Source organism: Synergistales bacterium, from assembly GCA_021736445.1.
Lineage (GTDB): Bacteria > Synergistota > Synergistia > Synergistales > Aminiphilaceae > JAIPGA01.
Window position 1 is genome coordinate 1 of sequence record JAIPGA010000064.1, and the last position, 14,829, is coordinate 14,829.

Annotated in this window: 11 protein-coding genes; 7 read left to right on the forward strand and 4 right to left on the reverse strand. The window is 67.6% G+C overall.

What is annotated here, in order from left to right; genetic code table 11:
* On the reverse strand, positions 1 to 340 hold a 340-nt coding region (locus tag K9L28_09085; GenBank protein MCF7936482.1), incomplete at its 3' end, for an ATP-binding protein.
* A 15-nt stretch (positions 341 to 355) separates the two neighbouring features.
* The gene (nuoE, locus tag K9L28_09090; GenBank protein MCF7936483.1) at positions 356 to 826 is read right to left on the reverse strand and encodes an NADH-quinone oxidoreductase subunit NuoE; all 471 of its coding nucleotides are present in this window, start codon (positions 824 to 826) and stop codon (positions 356 to 358) included.
* Positions 827 to 1,216: 390 nt separating this feature from the next.
* Between nuoE and K9L28_09095 the strand changes: the two genes are divergently transcribed.
* From K9L28_09095 to K9L28_09120, 6 genes are all read left to right on the forward strand, one after another.
* Complete coding sequence (locus K9L28_09095) at positions 1,217 to 2,341, forward strand: aminotransferase class I/II-fold pyridoxal phosphate-dependent enzyme (protein ID MCF7936484.1); 1,125 nt, start codon at positions 1,217 to 1,219, stop codon at positions 2,339 to 2,341.
* A gap of 29 nt (positions 2,342 to 2,370) precedes the next feature.
* Positions 2,371 to 4,752: a DUF3536 domain-containing protein gene (locus K9L28_09100; protein ID MCF7936485.1), complete on the forward strand. Its 2,382-nt coding sequence runs from the start codon at positions 2,371 to 2,373 to the stop codon at positions 4,750 to 4,752.
* Between the two features lie 27 nt (positions 4,753 to 4,779).
* A complete protein-coding gene (gene glgP / locus K9L28_09105; protein MCF7936486.1) occupies positions 4,780 to 6,516 on the forward strand; it encodes an alpha-glucan family phosphorylase in 1,737 nt (578 codons plus the stop codon).
* A gap of 2 nt (positions 6,517 to 6,518) precedes the next feature.
* The gene (locus K9L28_09110; protein ID MCF7936487.1) at positions 6,519 to 7,988 is read left to right on the forward strand and encodes a glycogen synthase; all 1,470 of its coding nucleotides are present in this window, start codon (positions 6,519 to 6,521) and stop codon (positions 7,986 to 7,988) included.
* 153 nt (positions 7,989 to 8,141) lie between these two features.
* On the forward strand, positions 8,142 to 9,437 hold the full coding sequence (gene glgC, locus K9L28_09115) for a glucose-1-phosphate adenylyltransferase (protein MCF7936488.1): 1,296 nt from the start codon (positions 8,142 to 8,144) through the stop codon (positions 9,435 to 9,437).
* 36 nt (positions 9,438 to 9,473) lie between these two features.
* A complete protein-coding gene (locus tag K9L28_09120) occupies positions 9,474 to 10,394 on the forward strand; it encodes a hypothetical protein (GenBank protein ID MCF7936489.1) in 921 nt (306 codons plus the stop codon).
* 199 nt (positions 10,395 to 10,593) lie between these two features.
* Here the strand turns inward: K9L28_09120 and K9L28_09125 are convergent, their stop codons facing one another.
* Entirely contained in the window at positions 10,594 to 11,961 is a 1,368-nt protein-coding gene (locus K9L28_09125; protein MCF7936490.1) for a GGDEF domain-containing protein, read from the reverse strand.
* Positions 11,962 to 12,094: 133 nt separating this feature from the next.
* Here K9L28_09125 and larA point away from each other — a divergent pair, with 133 nt between their 5' ends.
* The gene (gene larA, locus K9L28_09130) at positions 12,095 to 13,372 is read left to right on the forward strand and encodes a nickel-dependent lactate racemase (GenBank protein MCF7936491.1); all 1,278 of its coding nucleotides are present in this window, start codon (positions 12,095 to 12,097) and stop codon (positions 13,370 to 13,372) included.
* 40 nt (positions 13,373 to 13,412) lie between these two features.
* Here larA and K9L28_09135 read toward each other — a convergent pair.
* The coding region (locus K9L28_09135; GenBank protein MCF7936492.1) for a penicillin-binding protein 1C at positions 13,413 to 14,829 on the reverse strand (1,417 nt) is incomplete at its 5' end.

The following is a 14,829-nucleotide window of genomic DNA, read 5'->3' on the forward strand; positions in this document are numbered from 1 at the left end:
CCACGGGGGGGCAGTCGATATGATCGGCGCGGAAGCAGACATAAAGCCGTGTTCCCCTCCCCGGCTCCGAGGCAAGCGCCAGCTTCCCGTCGGCAAGCTCGGCGGCCTGTTTGAGAAAGGGCAGCCCCAGCCCCACGCATCTGGTGGTCCGGCTCGTCACAAAGGGATCCAGCACCTGCCGGCAGGTCGCCTCGTCCATGCCGCGGCCGTCGTCTGTGACCTCCAGCGTCCGCCACCCCTCATCGGTGCGGAAGGCGCAACGGACGTCGATGTTGCGCGCTCCGGCGCTGGTGCTGTTCTCCGCAATGTCCGTCAGATGCTGGGAGAGATCGTCAAGCATGGTATCCCGGGGATGCTACTGGTACTGTTCCAGGATCTCGCCCACCTTGTCGGGGGTCAGCCGACCGTGGGTGTCGTCGTCCACCATCATGCAGGGCGCCAGACCGCAGGCGCCGATGCAGGCCACCGGCTCCAGGGTGAAACGCAGGTCCTCGGTGGTGTCGTTCTCCTCCACGTGGTACATCTCCTTGATCTTGTCCAGGATCTTGAGACTCCCCCGCACGTGGCAGGCCGTCCCCCGGCAGACCCGGATGATATGCCGGCCCCGGGGCTTGAGGTGGAACTGGGAGTAAAAGGTGGCCACCCCGTAGAGCTCCGCCGTGGGGATCTTGAGCTCGTTGGAGATGGTCGCCAGGGCCTCCTCCGGCAGGTAGCCGAACTCCCGCTGCGCCTCCTGCAGGACGGGGATGACGCCGCCCTTCTTCCCCTTCCAGGGAGCGACGATCTCCTTCGTCCTGGCCGCCACGTCCACAACCTGTTCAACCATTGTCGTACCTCCTTCTTCGAAACAGACAGTCCTCTTCCCGCACATCCGCAGGGCTCGCACCCTCTCACCCTATCGCATCACCCCCGCACGGAGATCCGCCTCCGGGACACGTTCCACACCCCATAGCGTTCTTGTTTTCACAATTAAAAGGCTCCACTTGCCCTTTGTCTCCGCTACTCTATCAAAAAGAGGTCGATCCGGGAACAGCACAGAGGGCAGGCGCACTTTGTTCCCATAATAGCAAAGATAACCGGCCTGCCGTGTTACGAATCTCATTTTCCGTAACATCTTGTATGCACCATACAATGTCCAGTGTTCCCCTGCCGCCAATGGCACAAATACAGCAGCCGCCAAAGCCTGTATAATGAACCTGCAAAGGGGGGACGGCAGATGTGGCACGGCAGGCTTCCCAGGGAGATCCTCCAGGCATCGCGGGAGTCCTATGTAACACGGACCGGCAGTCATGTCCACAAGCCGGTCGAAGGTGGTGTGATCGACTGCGCCCTGGGCACCAATCCGCTGGGTATGGCGGAAGCGGTGCGCGCACAGCTGGCGCAGGCCCAGGAGTGGGACCCCAGCGTCTACCCCGCCGGCGACGCCCGGGCGCTCAAGGAGCGCCTCCGGGGCTACCTCGGCGCGGAGCGGACCGAAGCCGACGAGATCATCGTCGGCCAGGGCTCCATCGACATCCTGCTGACGCTGCTCCGGCTGCTCCTCCCGCCGGGCTCCCTGCTGGGCGGCGTGTCGCCGCAGTTCACCGACGTGCCGCTCCAGGCGACGCTCCACAACATCCGCTACCATCCCGTGGTGCTCCTCCCTCCGGCCTACGGCGCCGAACGGGAGACCTGGATCCGTTCGGTGCGGATGCGGCCCCACGTGCTCTATATCGACCGCCCCCACAATCCCACGGGACAGGTGCTCCCCCTGGAGACGCTCCAGGAGATCTGCGATCTCTGCGAAGGACAGGGCACCTGGGTGATCGTCGACGGCGCCTACGCCGACTACCTCCCCCCGGAGGAGTGGGCGGTGGGGATCGCCAATCCCAACCTCATCGTGGTGCGCTCCTTTTCCAAGGCCATGGGGCTCGCGGGGGTGCGGGTGGGCTACGCGGTGATCCGGGACCGGGAGCTGCGCAACATCTATCGCAAGACCCATCCGCCCTTTACGGTGAGCACGCCCGGCGAGGTGCTGGCCGCCGCGGCGCTGGAAGACAGCGCCTTTCTGGAACGGACCCGGCGCTACGCCTGGCGGGCCAAGGAGCGGCTGCTGGACAGCCTCCAGAGACAGGCCCTTGTCACCGGGGCCGCCACGGACCGGCGGACGCCGATCATGCTGCTGCAGCGTCCCCGAGGGAACCTCGCGGAGCTCTTCGGGGGTGCGGGGATCGCCGTGGAACCCGGCGACGGCTACATGCACCTGGGGGAGAACTCGGCGCGCATCCGCATCCCCCGGCCCGATCAGCTGGAGGAACTGACGCAGAGGCTGGAGCGGCTTGAGGCACAGAACACCCCGTAAAAGACGAAAGGCGACAGAAAGGGGAACACATGCGGCATATCTGTATCCACGGGCATTTCTATCAGCCCCCGCGGGAGAATCCCTGGCTCGGGGCGGTGCTGCGCGAACCCAGCGCCGCTCCGGACCACGACTGGAACAGCAGGATCACCGGCCAGTGCTACCGCCCCAACCGGGCCGCCCGCCTGGTGGACAGCCGGGGACGCATCGTCAGCATGGTCAACAACTACCGGCATCTGAACTTCAACTTCGGCCCCACCCTCCACCGCTGGCTGGCGGAACACGAGCCGGTGCTGGCCGGCCGGATCACCCGGGCCGGCAACGCCACCGAGGCCGATGACGGCGGCGGCAACGCCATCGCCCAGGCCTACAACCATATGATCATGCCCCTGGCCTCGCCGGAGGACCGCACCACCCAGGTGCGCTGGGGGATTGCGGACTTCCGCTCACGCTTCGGCAGAGACCCGGCGGGGATGTGGCTGCCCGAAACGGCGGCGGACACGCCCACCCTGGAGACCCTGGCGGCGGAGGGGATCCGCTACACCATCCTGGCCCCCCGGCAGTGCCGGTCGGTGACGGACCCCGACGGCAACCGGCGGGAGACGCCTGACGGAGCGGGCCTGGACACCACCCGGCCCTACAGGGTGGTCCTGCCTTCGGGGAGGGAGATCGCGGTGGTCTTCTACGACGGGGAGCTGGCCCAGGAGATCGCCTTCGGCCCTCTCCTGGACAACGGCGACACCCTGGCCCGCCGGCTCGCCACGGGCTTCCCGGACCGGGAGGAACCCATGCTGCGGGTGGTGGCCACCGACGGGGAGACCTTCGGGCACCACCACGCCTTCGGCGAGATGGCCCTGGCCCGGGCCGTGCAGATCCTCTCCCAGTCCCGGGAGGCCATCCTCACCAACATCGCCGACTATCTGGACCGCTACCCGCCCACCTGGCAGGCGGAGATCGCCGAACGGACCTCCTGGTCCTGCGTGCACGGCGTGGAACGCTGGCGGAGCAACTGCGGCTGCAGCACCGGCGGCCGGCCCGGCTGGCACCAGCGCTGGCGGGGCCCCCTGCGGGGGGCCTTCGACAGCCTCCGGGCGCGACTGGACAACCACTACAGTTCGGTCTGCGAAGCCCGCGGGCTCGACCCCTGGGACCTCCGCAACGAGGCCATCGCGCTCTATCTGGACCACGGCGGGGAGGCCCCGGAGGCCTTCGCCAGGCGGCATCTCGGCGAGGACGCCGCGCCGGAAGCGGTCCGGGAGCTTCTGATGCTCCTGGAAGCGCAGCGGATGGGCATGTTCATGTACACCTCCTGCGGCTGGTTTTTCAACGACATCGCCGGGGTGGAGACAGCGCAGGTCATCGCCTACGCCCTGCGCTGTGCCGAGCTGCTCCGCGACGCCGGCGGCCCCGACGCCGTGGAGCAGCTGCGCTCCGACCTCGCCCAGGCCGAGGGAAACCGGAAGGCCTCCCCCACCGGGGCGGCGGTCCTGGAGGATGTGGCGGCCACCCGGCGACGGACACTGGAGGATGTGGCGGCATCGGCCTTCCTCCTCAACCGGGAGGACAGCTACTACGGCTTTTCGGTGGAGCAGACCCGGCAGATCTACGAGGGCGGCGACATCGATCTGCGGCTGGCCAGTCTGACCGTCACCGACAGCCGGACATCGGAATCCTGGGAGGGAAGCGCCGGAGGGCTCTTCGTGGGCGGCGCCGGCGAGGTCTGCCGTCTGGGGGCCTTCCCCCTGCCCTCCATGAAGGGGCTGGGCCGGTCTTTCTACAAGGGCGACCTGCTGGAGACCTCCAACCTGCTGCAGTCCACCTTTCCTCTGGGTCCCTGGAAGCTCGACGTACTCCCCCCCGACGACCGCGAGACGGCGGCCAGGGAGCGGCTGCACCAGGCGGAGCGCCGCTGGGCCTCCCAGGCCTCGGAGATCGCCGCGGAGAACCGGCGCCTCCTGGTGCAGCTGCATGCGCTGCAGATCGAACCGCCGGCCTTCCTGCAGTCCGCCGCCGCCTTCGATCTCAAGGAGCAGCTGGAGGCGCTGCTGGCCGGCGCCGAGAGCGCCCTGGAGCTGGCGGGCGAGAGCAGCGCTCTGGAGGAGCTCCTCTACGAGGCCCACTCCATGGGGCTTCAGCCGGAGCTCTCCTTTCTCGCCCCCGCGCTGTCCACCGAGATCCACGACATGCTCGCGCGGGTCGCCTCCCCGGCGGAGCGGGACCGCGGCCTCCTGCAGCGGATGCGCCACGCCTTCGACCGGGCGGAGGAACTGGGGATTGCAATCGATCTGTGGAGGATACAGAATGAGATGTGGCGGATTCTGGAGGCCTTCCAGCAGAGTCTCCCGCCGGAGGCCCTGGAGCTGGCGGGGCGGCTGGGGTTCGCCGTGCCCGACCGGCAGGATACCCTGCAATAGAGTGAGAACAGAGAAGGAGGACATCCCATGTCAGTGATGGTGCACGGCAAGAATGTGGGGCAGTCGCTCCGGAGAATGGTGGAGAACGACCCCGTCTTCCGGACGATCGCCTACTTTTCCATGGAAATCGGCATCAGCCACCATATCCCCACCTACTCGGGGGGCCTCGGCGTCCTCGCCGGGGACACCCTCAAAAGCGGCGCCGACCTGGGTGTGCCCATGGTGGGCATGACGCTGCTCTACCGGAAGGGCTATTTCAACCAGTCTTTCGACGAGAACGGACGGCAGCAGGAGCAGCCGGAGCAGTGGCAGCCGGAGCGGTTTCTCCAGCTGCTGCCCGGCGAGATCAGCCTCTTCATCGAAGGCCGCAACATCCGTGTGCGGACATGGGTCCACGATCTGGTGGGCCAGGGCAACTACCCCGTGCCGGTCTACTTCCTGGACACCGACTTCGAGGGCAACAGCCCCGAGGACCGGCAGCTCACCTGGAGTCTCTACGGCGGCGACCAGCGGTACCGCCTCTTCCAGGAGATCATCCTGGGCATCGGCGGCCTGCGGATGCTCCGGGACCTGGGGTACGACAACATCAAGACCTTCCATCTCAACGAGGGCCACGCCGGCTTTCTGACCCTGGAGCTGCTGCGGGAGATGGGCTACGAGAGCTACGACAAGATCCGCGAACAGGTGGTCTTCACCACCCACACCCCCGTCCCGGCGGGACACGACCACTTCCCCTACGACCTGGTGGACCGGGTGATGCCGCCGGTCTACGGCGAGCGGCTCCGCCGGATGCTGGGGGAAAACGGGGTCTCCATGACGGAAATCGGCCTCAAGTACAGCCGCTACATCAACGGCGTCTCCAAGAAGCACTCCGAGGTGAGCCGCCGGATGTTCAACACGCCCAACATCCACTCGGTGACCAACGGCATCCACTCCACCACCTGGACCTGTCCCGGCATGCAGCGGCTCTTCGACAAGCACATCCCCGGCTGGCGGCAGGACCCCTCACGGCTGACCCAGGCGCTCCAGCTCCCCGACAAGGAGCTCTGGAAGGCCCACCAGTCCGCCAAGATGCGGCTTCTGGGCCGGGTTCTGGAGGAGACCGGCCAGGAGCTGGATCTGGACGTGCTGACCATCGGCTTCGCCAGGCGGGCCGCCACCTACAAGCGGGCCGACCTGCTGCTGAAGGACGTCAAGAAGCTCCTGGACGCGGCCTCCGGGCGGGTGCAGTTCCTCTTCGCCGGCAAGGCCCATCCCCGCGACGAGGGCGGCAAGGCGCTGATCCAGCGGATCATCGAGGCCTCGGGCGAGCTGGATCAGGCGGTGCCCATCGTCTATCTGCCCAACTACGACATGTCCCTGGGCGCCACGCTGACCAGCGGCGTGGATCTCTGGCTCAACAACCCCCGACGACCCCGGGAGGCCTCGGGCAGCAGCGGGATGAAGTGCGCCCACAACGGCGTGATGAACCTCTCCGTCCTCGACGGCTGGTGGCTGGAGGGCTGGATCGAGGATGTCACCGGCTGGTCCATCGGCCCCGAGCCCAACGAGGCCGACCTGATCGACTACGACGAATCGGAGGACGCCAACGACCTCTACGTGAAGCTGCGGGACAAGGTGATCCCCACCTACTACGAGCACCGGGAACACTGGATCTGGATGATGAAACACGCCATCGCGCTGAACGCCAGCTTCTTCAACACCCACCGGATGGTCAAGGACTACTGCCACGACGCCTACAACATCTACTTCCGGGGGATGTAGTCATGGTTCCCAGGATCCTCCACGTGACGCCCGAGATGGCCCCGCTGATCAAGCGGGGCGGCCTGGGCGACGTGGCGGGCAGCCTGCCCCACGCTCTGGCGGAAGAGGGGCTCGACGCCCGGGTGGTGCTGCCGGCCTATCCGGGGGTCCTCGAGCAGGCCCGGCGGCAGGGACGGTTCTGCCACCGTCTGCAGGGGAAGCTGTCGGTGGCGCTGAACTGGCGTGTCTACCACGCCGCCGTCTTCCACACCCGCATCGGCCGCACCTCCGTCTACCTGCTGGAGCAGCCGGAGCTCTTCAACAGCGAGACCATCTACCCCACGGAGACCACCCCGGAGACGACGCTGCCCTTCGCCTTCCTCTCCCTGGCCGCCCTGGAGCTCCCGGGCGTCACGGAGTGGCGGCCCCACATCTTCCACGTCCACGACTGGCCGGGGGCGCTGCTGCCGACGGCGCTGCGCTGGCACCGCCACTACCGGCATCTGCGGGAGGAGTACGACACGGTGCTGACCATCCACAACCTGGCCCACCAGTGGATCACCACCCCCGACGCCCTGCCGGTGTGGGGGATCGGGAAGGAGTCCTTCACGCTGGACGGTCTGGAGTTCTTCGGGACGGTGAACGTCCTCAAAGGGGGGATCGTCACCGCCGACGCCATCTCCACCGTTTCGCCGCGCTACTCCTGGGAGATCCAGGGGCCTCAGGGCGGCATGGGGCTGGAGGGCGTCCTCACCGCCCAGCGGCACAAGCTGCAGGGGATCCTCAACGGACTGGACGACACCGCCTGGGACCCCGGCGCGGATCCCCTGCTCCCCGCTCACTACAGCAGCACCGAACTGAAGGGCAAGGGGAGGTGCCGGGAGGCGCTGCTCCGGCGCTGCGGCCTCGCCGACGACGGACGACCGCTGGCGGTCTTCGTGGGGCGGCTCTTCGACCAGAAGGGGGTGGACCTCCTCCTGGGGAGCGCCGAAGAGCTCGCCGGCCTCGGGCTGCGCCTGCTGGTGCTGGGCAGCGGCCACCCCGCCTACGAGCGGGCCGTCACCGAGCTGGCCGACCGCTATCCCGGGGACATCTTCGCCCGCACCAGCTTCGACGAGGAGCTGGCCCACCTCCTCTACGCCGGCGGGGACATCCTGCTGATGCCGTCGCTCTTCGAGCCCTGCGGCCTCTCCCAGATGATCGCCCTCCGCTACGGTACGATCCCGGTGGTCCGCGCCGTGGGCGGCCTGGCCGACACGGTCTTCGACGCCGACGGCATGCCCGACGGCAACGGCTTCGTCTTCACCGACCACACCCCAGAGGAGCTCTACCACGCCGTGGAGCGGGCCCTGGAGCACTGGAGACGGGAGGACGACTGGAAAAAGCTGATCACCCGGGGGATGAACGGCGACTACTCCTGGCGGAGCTCGGCGGCCGCCTACCGCCGCCTCTACGAGGGGATGATGGGCTTCGGCAGCGAACCCGGGGCATAGCAGCATCCGCGCTGTCCGGCACGCAAACTCACCAAGCCGCGTAACAGCGTTCCCTCCCCCATAACAAGAGATCTCAGGATTGACAAAAAGAGGAAGTCCTTTTACCTTAGTATAGAAATGAACCGAATCCGATGCAGGCGAGGGGGTTGTGGCATGATCTACGGAAAATACGGACGCGTACTGGGAATCGTTCTCGCCGGGGGACACGGCAAGCGCCTGATGCCGTTGACGAAATACCGCGCCAAACCTGCGGTGCCCTTTGCGGCGAAATACCGGATCATCGACTTCGCGCTCTCCAATCTGATCAACAGCGGGCTCTACTCCATCTATGTGCTGGTGCAGTTCAAGAGCCAGTCGCTGAACGAGCACATCGAGCGGGGCTGGCAGTTCGGCGGGGCCATGCGGGGCCGGGACTTCTTCATCACCGTGGTGCCCGCCCAGATGTGGACCGGCGACCACTGGTACAAGGGAACGGCCGACGCGGTCTTCCAGAACCTGCACCTCATCACGCTCTTCGACGCCGACCATGTCTGCATCTTCGCCGCCGACCACATCTACAAGATGGATACCGAGCAGATGCTGCGGTTCCACGTGGACAACGACGCCGACATCAGCGTGGCGGCCAAGATGGTGCCCGCCTCGACGGCCCACCAGTTCGGCTGCATCGCCACCGACCCGAACGGCCGGGTGACGGGTTTTGAGGAAAAACCGGACCATCCGCCGGAGATCCCCGGCAAGCCGGGCTGGAGCTATGTCTCCATGGGCAACTACATCTTCCGCCGGGGCGCCCTGGAGGAGACCCTGGTGGAGGACACCCGTGCGGCGGTCAGCAACCACGACTTCGGCAAGGACATCCTGCCCGGCAACATCGAGGGCTACAAGGTGATGGCCTACGACTTCTCGGATAACGAGATCCCCGGCAACGACCAGCCCTACTGGAAGGATGTGGGGACCATCGAGGCCTACTGGCAGGCCCACATGGATCTGCTCCAGCACCCCTCGCCGCTGACGGTCTACAACCCCCACTGGCCGATCCGGACGGTCTCCTACGCCGATCCACCGGCCTTCTCCTACCCCTGGGAGGGGCAGGGCTGCTCCGTCATGGGGGTGCTGCGCGCCGAGGGAAGCCGTGTCTTCGGCGCCACGGTGCACCACTCCGTGCTGGGACGGAACTGCATCATCAATCGCGGCGCCGTGGTGGAGGAGTGCCTCATCGGCCAGGATGTGGTCATCGGCGAGGGCTGCAAGCTGCGCCGGACCATCGTGGACGCCCACAACGAGATCCCCGACGGCACGGTGATCGGCTACAACCCGGAGACCGACGGGCAGCGCTACCATCTGGACGAATCGGGGATCGTGGTGGTGGACATGCCGAGCATCAAGCTGCGCAGCTCCTCCGTGGAGGTCCCCAAGCCGGGGAACCCGGAGAGCGGCGCAGGCATCGGATAGATGGGAACAGACGATACCGGAACAAGGAGGCCACTGATGGACGAAACAGAAGAGAAGCTGGACTCATTGCTTGACGAACTCTACCAGACCGAGGACCCCGAACGGATTCAGGCGCTGGCGACGCGGATCCTGGAGATCTCGCCCGAGGATCCCGAGGCCCTGGTCTTCCTCTCCGATGTCGCCGAAGACAACGAGGAGAGCATTGAGCTGCTGGAACGGAGCACCCGGGAGATCCGGCGGCTCCTGGATCTGGCCGACCAGGAGGGGGAGAAACGGCGCTATCTGGTCACCCTCCTGGTGGAGGTGCTGCAGCGCCTCGGCTGCGCCTATATCTTCGGCGGACAGGGAGACCGTGCGCTGGAGGTGGCCGAGCTCCTCGATTCGCTCCCCGAGAGCACGGAACCCCTCTGGCACGCCCTCTTCCGCTACTCCGGCCTGTTGCTCACCGGCCAGTATCAGGCGGTGCTGGAACAGGTGATGGCCGAGGAGGAACCGACCATCGCCAGCGCCCACGCCCGGGCCATGGCCACCTTCGAGCTGGCCGGCAAGAACGAGGAGTCCTGGAAGGCCCTCTGGAACGCCTTCCGCGCCGCTCCGAACCTGCCTTTCTACCTGCTGGACTACTGGGAGCCCCCCGAAGAGGGTGAAACCGGCGAGGAGGATGTCTTCGCCGCGGCGATGGTCCTCCAGCCGGCCTGGACCGCCACGGAGGATCGGGTGATGTTCCTCTCCACCGCGACGGTCTTCTTCGGCTTCGTCACCGAGCGCCTGCCGGAGTCGCTCCTGAAGGAGGTCCACGACGAGCTCCGGCAGACCCCCGTCTTCCCGGTGCTGGAGATGACCCGCAACCAGCTGAAGGAGGCCTTCGAAGGCGACGAGGGGAAGGTCGACCTCCAGGCCCAGGACAACATGGCGCTGGATATCCTCAGCCGCATGGAAGAGCTGGGCGGCGAATAGCCGTCGGAAGAGCGGGTTTTCTCCCCCGGGGGAACCCCGCTCTTCTTTTGCCAAAGGAAATGGGGCGAGCGCAACAACCGTCAGTGACCCACGACTGAAGTCGTGGGCTTGACCATTACACCGACGACCGGCTCTACCAGGCAAAGCGCCGCGGCAGAAACAGGGTGGTCGCCGCGGACTGAGGCCGCCGGCGGCGCGTCTATGCATTCTGTTCCGGGGCGGCCTCCTTGAGCATCTCCATCGCCCGGTCGAGCTGGGGGACATCCTCGCCGCCCCGGAAGGCGACAATCCCCGCCTGGAGATCCAGACCCAGGTTCGGCAGGGGGCTCATCTTGCCCACATCCGCCGTGATGCGCCCGCCCACGATCTCCGCCCCTTCCCGGGGGGTATGGGGCAGGATCAGCAGAAAGGAACAATCGCCCAGCCGACCCGCCTTGTCCACGTTGCGGACGATGGCGCTCACCTGGTGGCCGACGCGGCGGAGGGCCTCGTCGCCGATCGCTTCGCCGCCCTGTTCGATCACCTCATCGTAGTTGGCCACCCCCAGGGCGAGCAGGGAGAGGGGGTATCCGTAGCGTCTGGCCCGATTCAGCTCGTGGGCCAGCTGGCGGCGGAGGCCCCCGACGGAGTAGAGACCGGTGAGCTCGTCCCGCTCCTGCACGGCCCGAAGCCCGGCGATGGTGCGGTGCCGCTCCGCCGTGGAGCTCAGGACAGGCCAGACCGAACGGAGCACATCGCCGTTGACGCGCCCCAGGGCGCCCTCCCGGCCCGAGAGGGTGACCAGCACCATGGGGCTGGAGCCGGTGATGAGCACGCCGGCGAAGAGCGACGCGATGCCGTGCTCCCGGAAATGCTCCGTCCAGGGGCCGGCCTCCTCGGTCCACCGGACCCACCATCTGCCCCCCTCCTCCACGGAGAGGGCGCCGATGGATACCGGCGGCGACGGCCCCTCGGGAGGATGAAGGAAACGCTCCAGAAAGGGCAGCGCCCGGTCCTGGGCCTCGGGGATGGAGGCGTTGCTCTCGGAGACGGAGAGCCTCCAGCCCTCCTCCTGCCGGCTCCACGACAGCACCCCCACCCAGTCGAGCCCCAGGGTGTCCAGGAGCACCCGGGTCAGCTCCCGGAGCAGAGCTTCGGCGTCGTAGAGCTGGAGGGCCTCGTTGAGGGCGTCCCGGAGCCGTTCCAGCCGGCAGACCACCATCTCGTAGGTGTACTCCGGCAGAAAGGCCACGAAGCGCCCCTCTCTGTCGCGGGAGACGGTGCAGTCCACGATGCGCTCCCCCGGCACCACCTCCCAGACCCGGCTGACAAAGCCCGGCTTCGAGAGGAGCCGCTCCACCATGGCCGCGCTCCCCGGGCCGGGGAGCTGTTCCACGAATTCGGCAAAGGTGAAGGGGGGATGGCCGATCCCCTTCCACTGTCCGTGGAAGGCGCGGTTCACGGTCTCCACGGTGGGAACGCCGTTCACGACACGTCCCTGCACCATAGGAAAGGGAAACCGCTGGAAGAGCGCCTCCTCCATCAGGGTGGACGTATAGGATTCGGGATTGGAACGTCCTAGAGCCACGGCACACACCTCTTCTCCCGCCGGGAAACCTCGACATTTCTACCGTGTATCCTACCAGAAAAGCCCTCATTGGAGCACGCCTATCTGCTATACTGGCCACAAAAACCGACGTTTTCCTTCATGGAGGTACCTAATGGACTACAGTCTCTATTACGGAAAGACTACGCGCACCCTTTCCATCCCCCAGGACAATGTGCTGGACACACTGCAGCCCGCCTCGGGATACACGCCGATCACCAATCTCCGGGAGGAGACGGCGCTGCTGCTGGCCAACCCCACCAGCGGCCCGTCGCTGGGCGAACGCCTCCGCGCCGCCAAGCCCCGGAGCGTCGCCGTCATCGTCAACGACCTCACCCGCTCCACACCCACCAGGGAGATGCTGCCGGCGGTCACCGCCGCCCTGAACGAAGAGGGGCTGGGCCCCGAAGCGGTGACGGTGGTCATCGCCACGGGCACCCACCGGGCCCTCACCGAGGACGAGATGCGGCAGGTCACCGGCGAGGCAGTCTTCGACCGCTACAGGGTGGTCAACCACTACTGCGACGCCGAGGACCTGGTCTCCTTCGGCACCCTCTCCACAGGCAACGAGGTGCGGATCAACCGAACCGTCGCCGAGGCGGACTTCCGGATCTCCATCGGCGAGATCCTCTTCCACTACTACGCCGGCTTCGCCGGAGGCAGGAAGAGCCTCATCCCCGGCGTGGCGGGCTACGAGACGGTGATCGCCAACCACAGGATGATGACCGAACCCGGCGCCCGGGTGGCCGCCACCGAGGGCAACCCCCTCCACGAGGAGCTCATGGAGGGACACGACCGCTGTCCGCTGCACTTCATCGTCAACTGCATGGCCGACAGCAACAAGCAGATCATCCGGATCGTCACCGGCGACCCCGGGGAGGCCTGGGAGAAGGGGCTTCCCACCTTTCTGGAGGCCAACGCGGTGCGCCTGGACCAGCGCGCCGACGTGCTCTTCGTCTCCGCCGGCGGCTACCCCAAGGACATCAACATGTACCAGGCCCACAAGGCGCTGGAGCTGGCCTCCCGGGCCGTCAAGCCCGGCGGGACCATCGTCTTTGCTGCCGAGCTCGGCGAGGGCTACGGCCACCCCGTCTTCACCGAATGGGCCCGCCGGGGGATGACCGCCGAGGAGACCGAGGCGGCCTTCAGGGCGGACTTCCAGTTCGGCGCCCACAAGCTCTACTTCCTGGGACGCATCGCCCGTCAGGCCGACATCCTCCTGCTCTCCCAACTGGACGAGCGGGAGACGGCCGCGATCTTCATGCGCAAGGCAGAGACCCCCGAGGAAGCCATGGCCTTCGTGGCCGACAAACACGGCGACGACTACACCGCCTATGTGATCCCCCAGGGCGGGATCGTCCTGCCGCTGGTGGACGACCCGGCCTCCTCCTAGGCCACCGGCCCCATCCCGCATCGAGCCAAACCAGGGCTCCTCACTCGATCACCTCGGGCGGGGAGCCCTGTTCTGTGGCGACCTCCACGGAGAGGCCGTCGGCCGCGCCCGCCTCGGTGCCGACCCCGATCCGGTGCCTGCCCGGCCCCAGCGTTACGAAGACCGCCCCGTCGCCGGCCTGCTGCACGGCGGCCAGACGGCCGTCGACGAACCAGTAGCGCTTCCCCGCCCCCTGGGCCCGCAGCGGGACCGACAGGGCGTCCCGCCCCTCCGGGAGGATCAGCGTCTCCCCCGCCACCGGCGAGAGGATCCGCAGCCGACGGGCGGGACGACCGCCCCGATCACCGCCTGCCAGATAGCCCTCCAGGTCGGCGGGGACATCCACCACCACCCGGCCGTCCCGGACCACATGGAGGCCGCAGTGCTCCACCGGCGAGATCCCCCGGATAGAGAGCCCCTCCCTGGTGACAGGGCAGGCCCGGCCCGGCGGCGCCCCCGAGAGGGCGCAGACCTCACGGCGCACCACGCAGGGGGGCGGATCGCCGCAGGGGGAACGGGCCTCCAGGGCCTGCAGCAGCCGGAAGGCCGCCGGAACAGCCGTGCGGCTCCCCACCAGCCGGGCCACCGTGTCGCCCTCCGGATCGCCGAACCAGAGGACCACCGTATACCTCTTCGAACAGGCCGCCGCCCAGGCGTCGCGGAACCCGCTGGATGTCCCCGTCTTGAGGGCGGGAGCGCCGGCGTTGGCCGCACTCTGCCGGACACCCGGCGGCAGATGCTCCGTGCCGGCCAGCGAACGCAGCAGCAGGTAGGCCGCGCCGGGGTTCCACAGGGGGATCTCCGGCGCGGCCTCGCCACCGGTCCACCGCAGCGAGGACAGACCGCCCCGCCGGGCGATGGAGGCGTAGGCCCGGGCCATCTCCAGCAGCGTCACCTCCACCCCGCCCAGCACCAGGCCGTCTCCGTAGTGGCCGGGGTCCTCCCCGATATGGCGGAAGCCCGCCCGCCGCAGAAAGCCCAGGAAGGGGCCGTACCCCGCCATCCGGAGCACCCGGATGGCGGGCATGTTCCGGGAGGTCGCCAAAGCCTCCCCGGCGGACATGGGCCCCCGGAAGGCCCGGTCGAAGTTCTCCGGCGGCGCGCCCGGGAACCCCAGGGGGGTGTCGGCCACCAGCGACGAGGGGGTCAGCAGGCCGCGCTGGTAGGCCAGACCGTAGGCGAAGGGCTTCAGCGCCGACCCCGGCGACCGGGGCGCGACGCCGCAGTCCACCCAGCTCCCCGGGAGACCGCTGCCCCACCGGGCGTTGCCCACATAGGCCCGGACCGCCCCGGAGGCATGCTCCACCACGATCCCCGCGGCCGTCACCGACGGGGGATACGGCTCCAGGGCCGTCTCCAGAAGGCCGTCCAGGCGACGCTGCAGCGACCGGTCCAGCGTGGTATGGATAGTGGTCCCC

Excerpts from the sequence above, each read along its gene's own strand:
- nuoE (MCF7936483.1), bottom strand. The coding sequence starts at position 826 with ATGGTTGAACAGGTTGTGGACGTGGCGGCCAGGACGAAGGAGATCGTC.
- K9L28_09095 (MCF7936484.1), top strand. The coding sequence starts at position 1,217 with ATGTGGCACGGCAGGCTTCCCAGGGAGATCCTCCAGGCATCGCGGGAG.
- K9L28_09100 (MCF7936485.1), top strand. The coding sequence starts at position 2,371 with ATGCGGCATATCTGTATCCACGGGCATTTCTATCAGCCCCCGCGGGAG.
- glgP (MCF7936486.1), top strand. The coding sequence starts at position 4,780 with ATGTCAGTGATGGTGCACGGCAAGAATGTGGGGCAGTCGCTCCGGAGA.
- K9L28_09110 (MCF7936487.1), top strand. The coding sequence starts at position 6,519 with ATGGTTCCCAGGATCCTCCACGTGACGCCCGAGATGGCCCCGCTGATC.
- glgC (MCF7936488.1), top strand. The coding sequence starts at position 8,142 with ATGATCTACGGAAAATACGGACGCGTACTGGGAATCGTTCTCGCCGGG.
- K9L28_09120 (MCF7936489.1), top strand. The coding sequence starts at position 9,474 with ATGGACGAAACAGAAGAGAAGCTGGACTCATTGCTTGACGAACTCTAC.
- larA (MCF7936491.1), top strand. The coding sequence starts at position 12,095 with ATGGACTACAGTCTCTATTACGGAAAGACTACGCGCACCCTTTCCATC.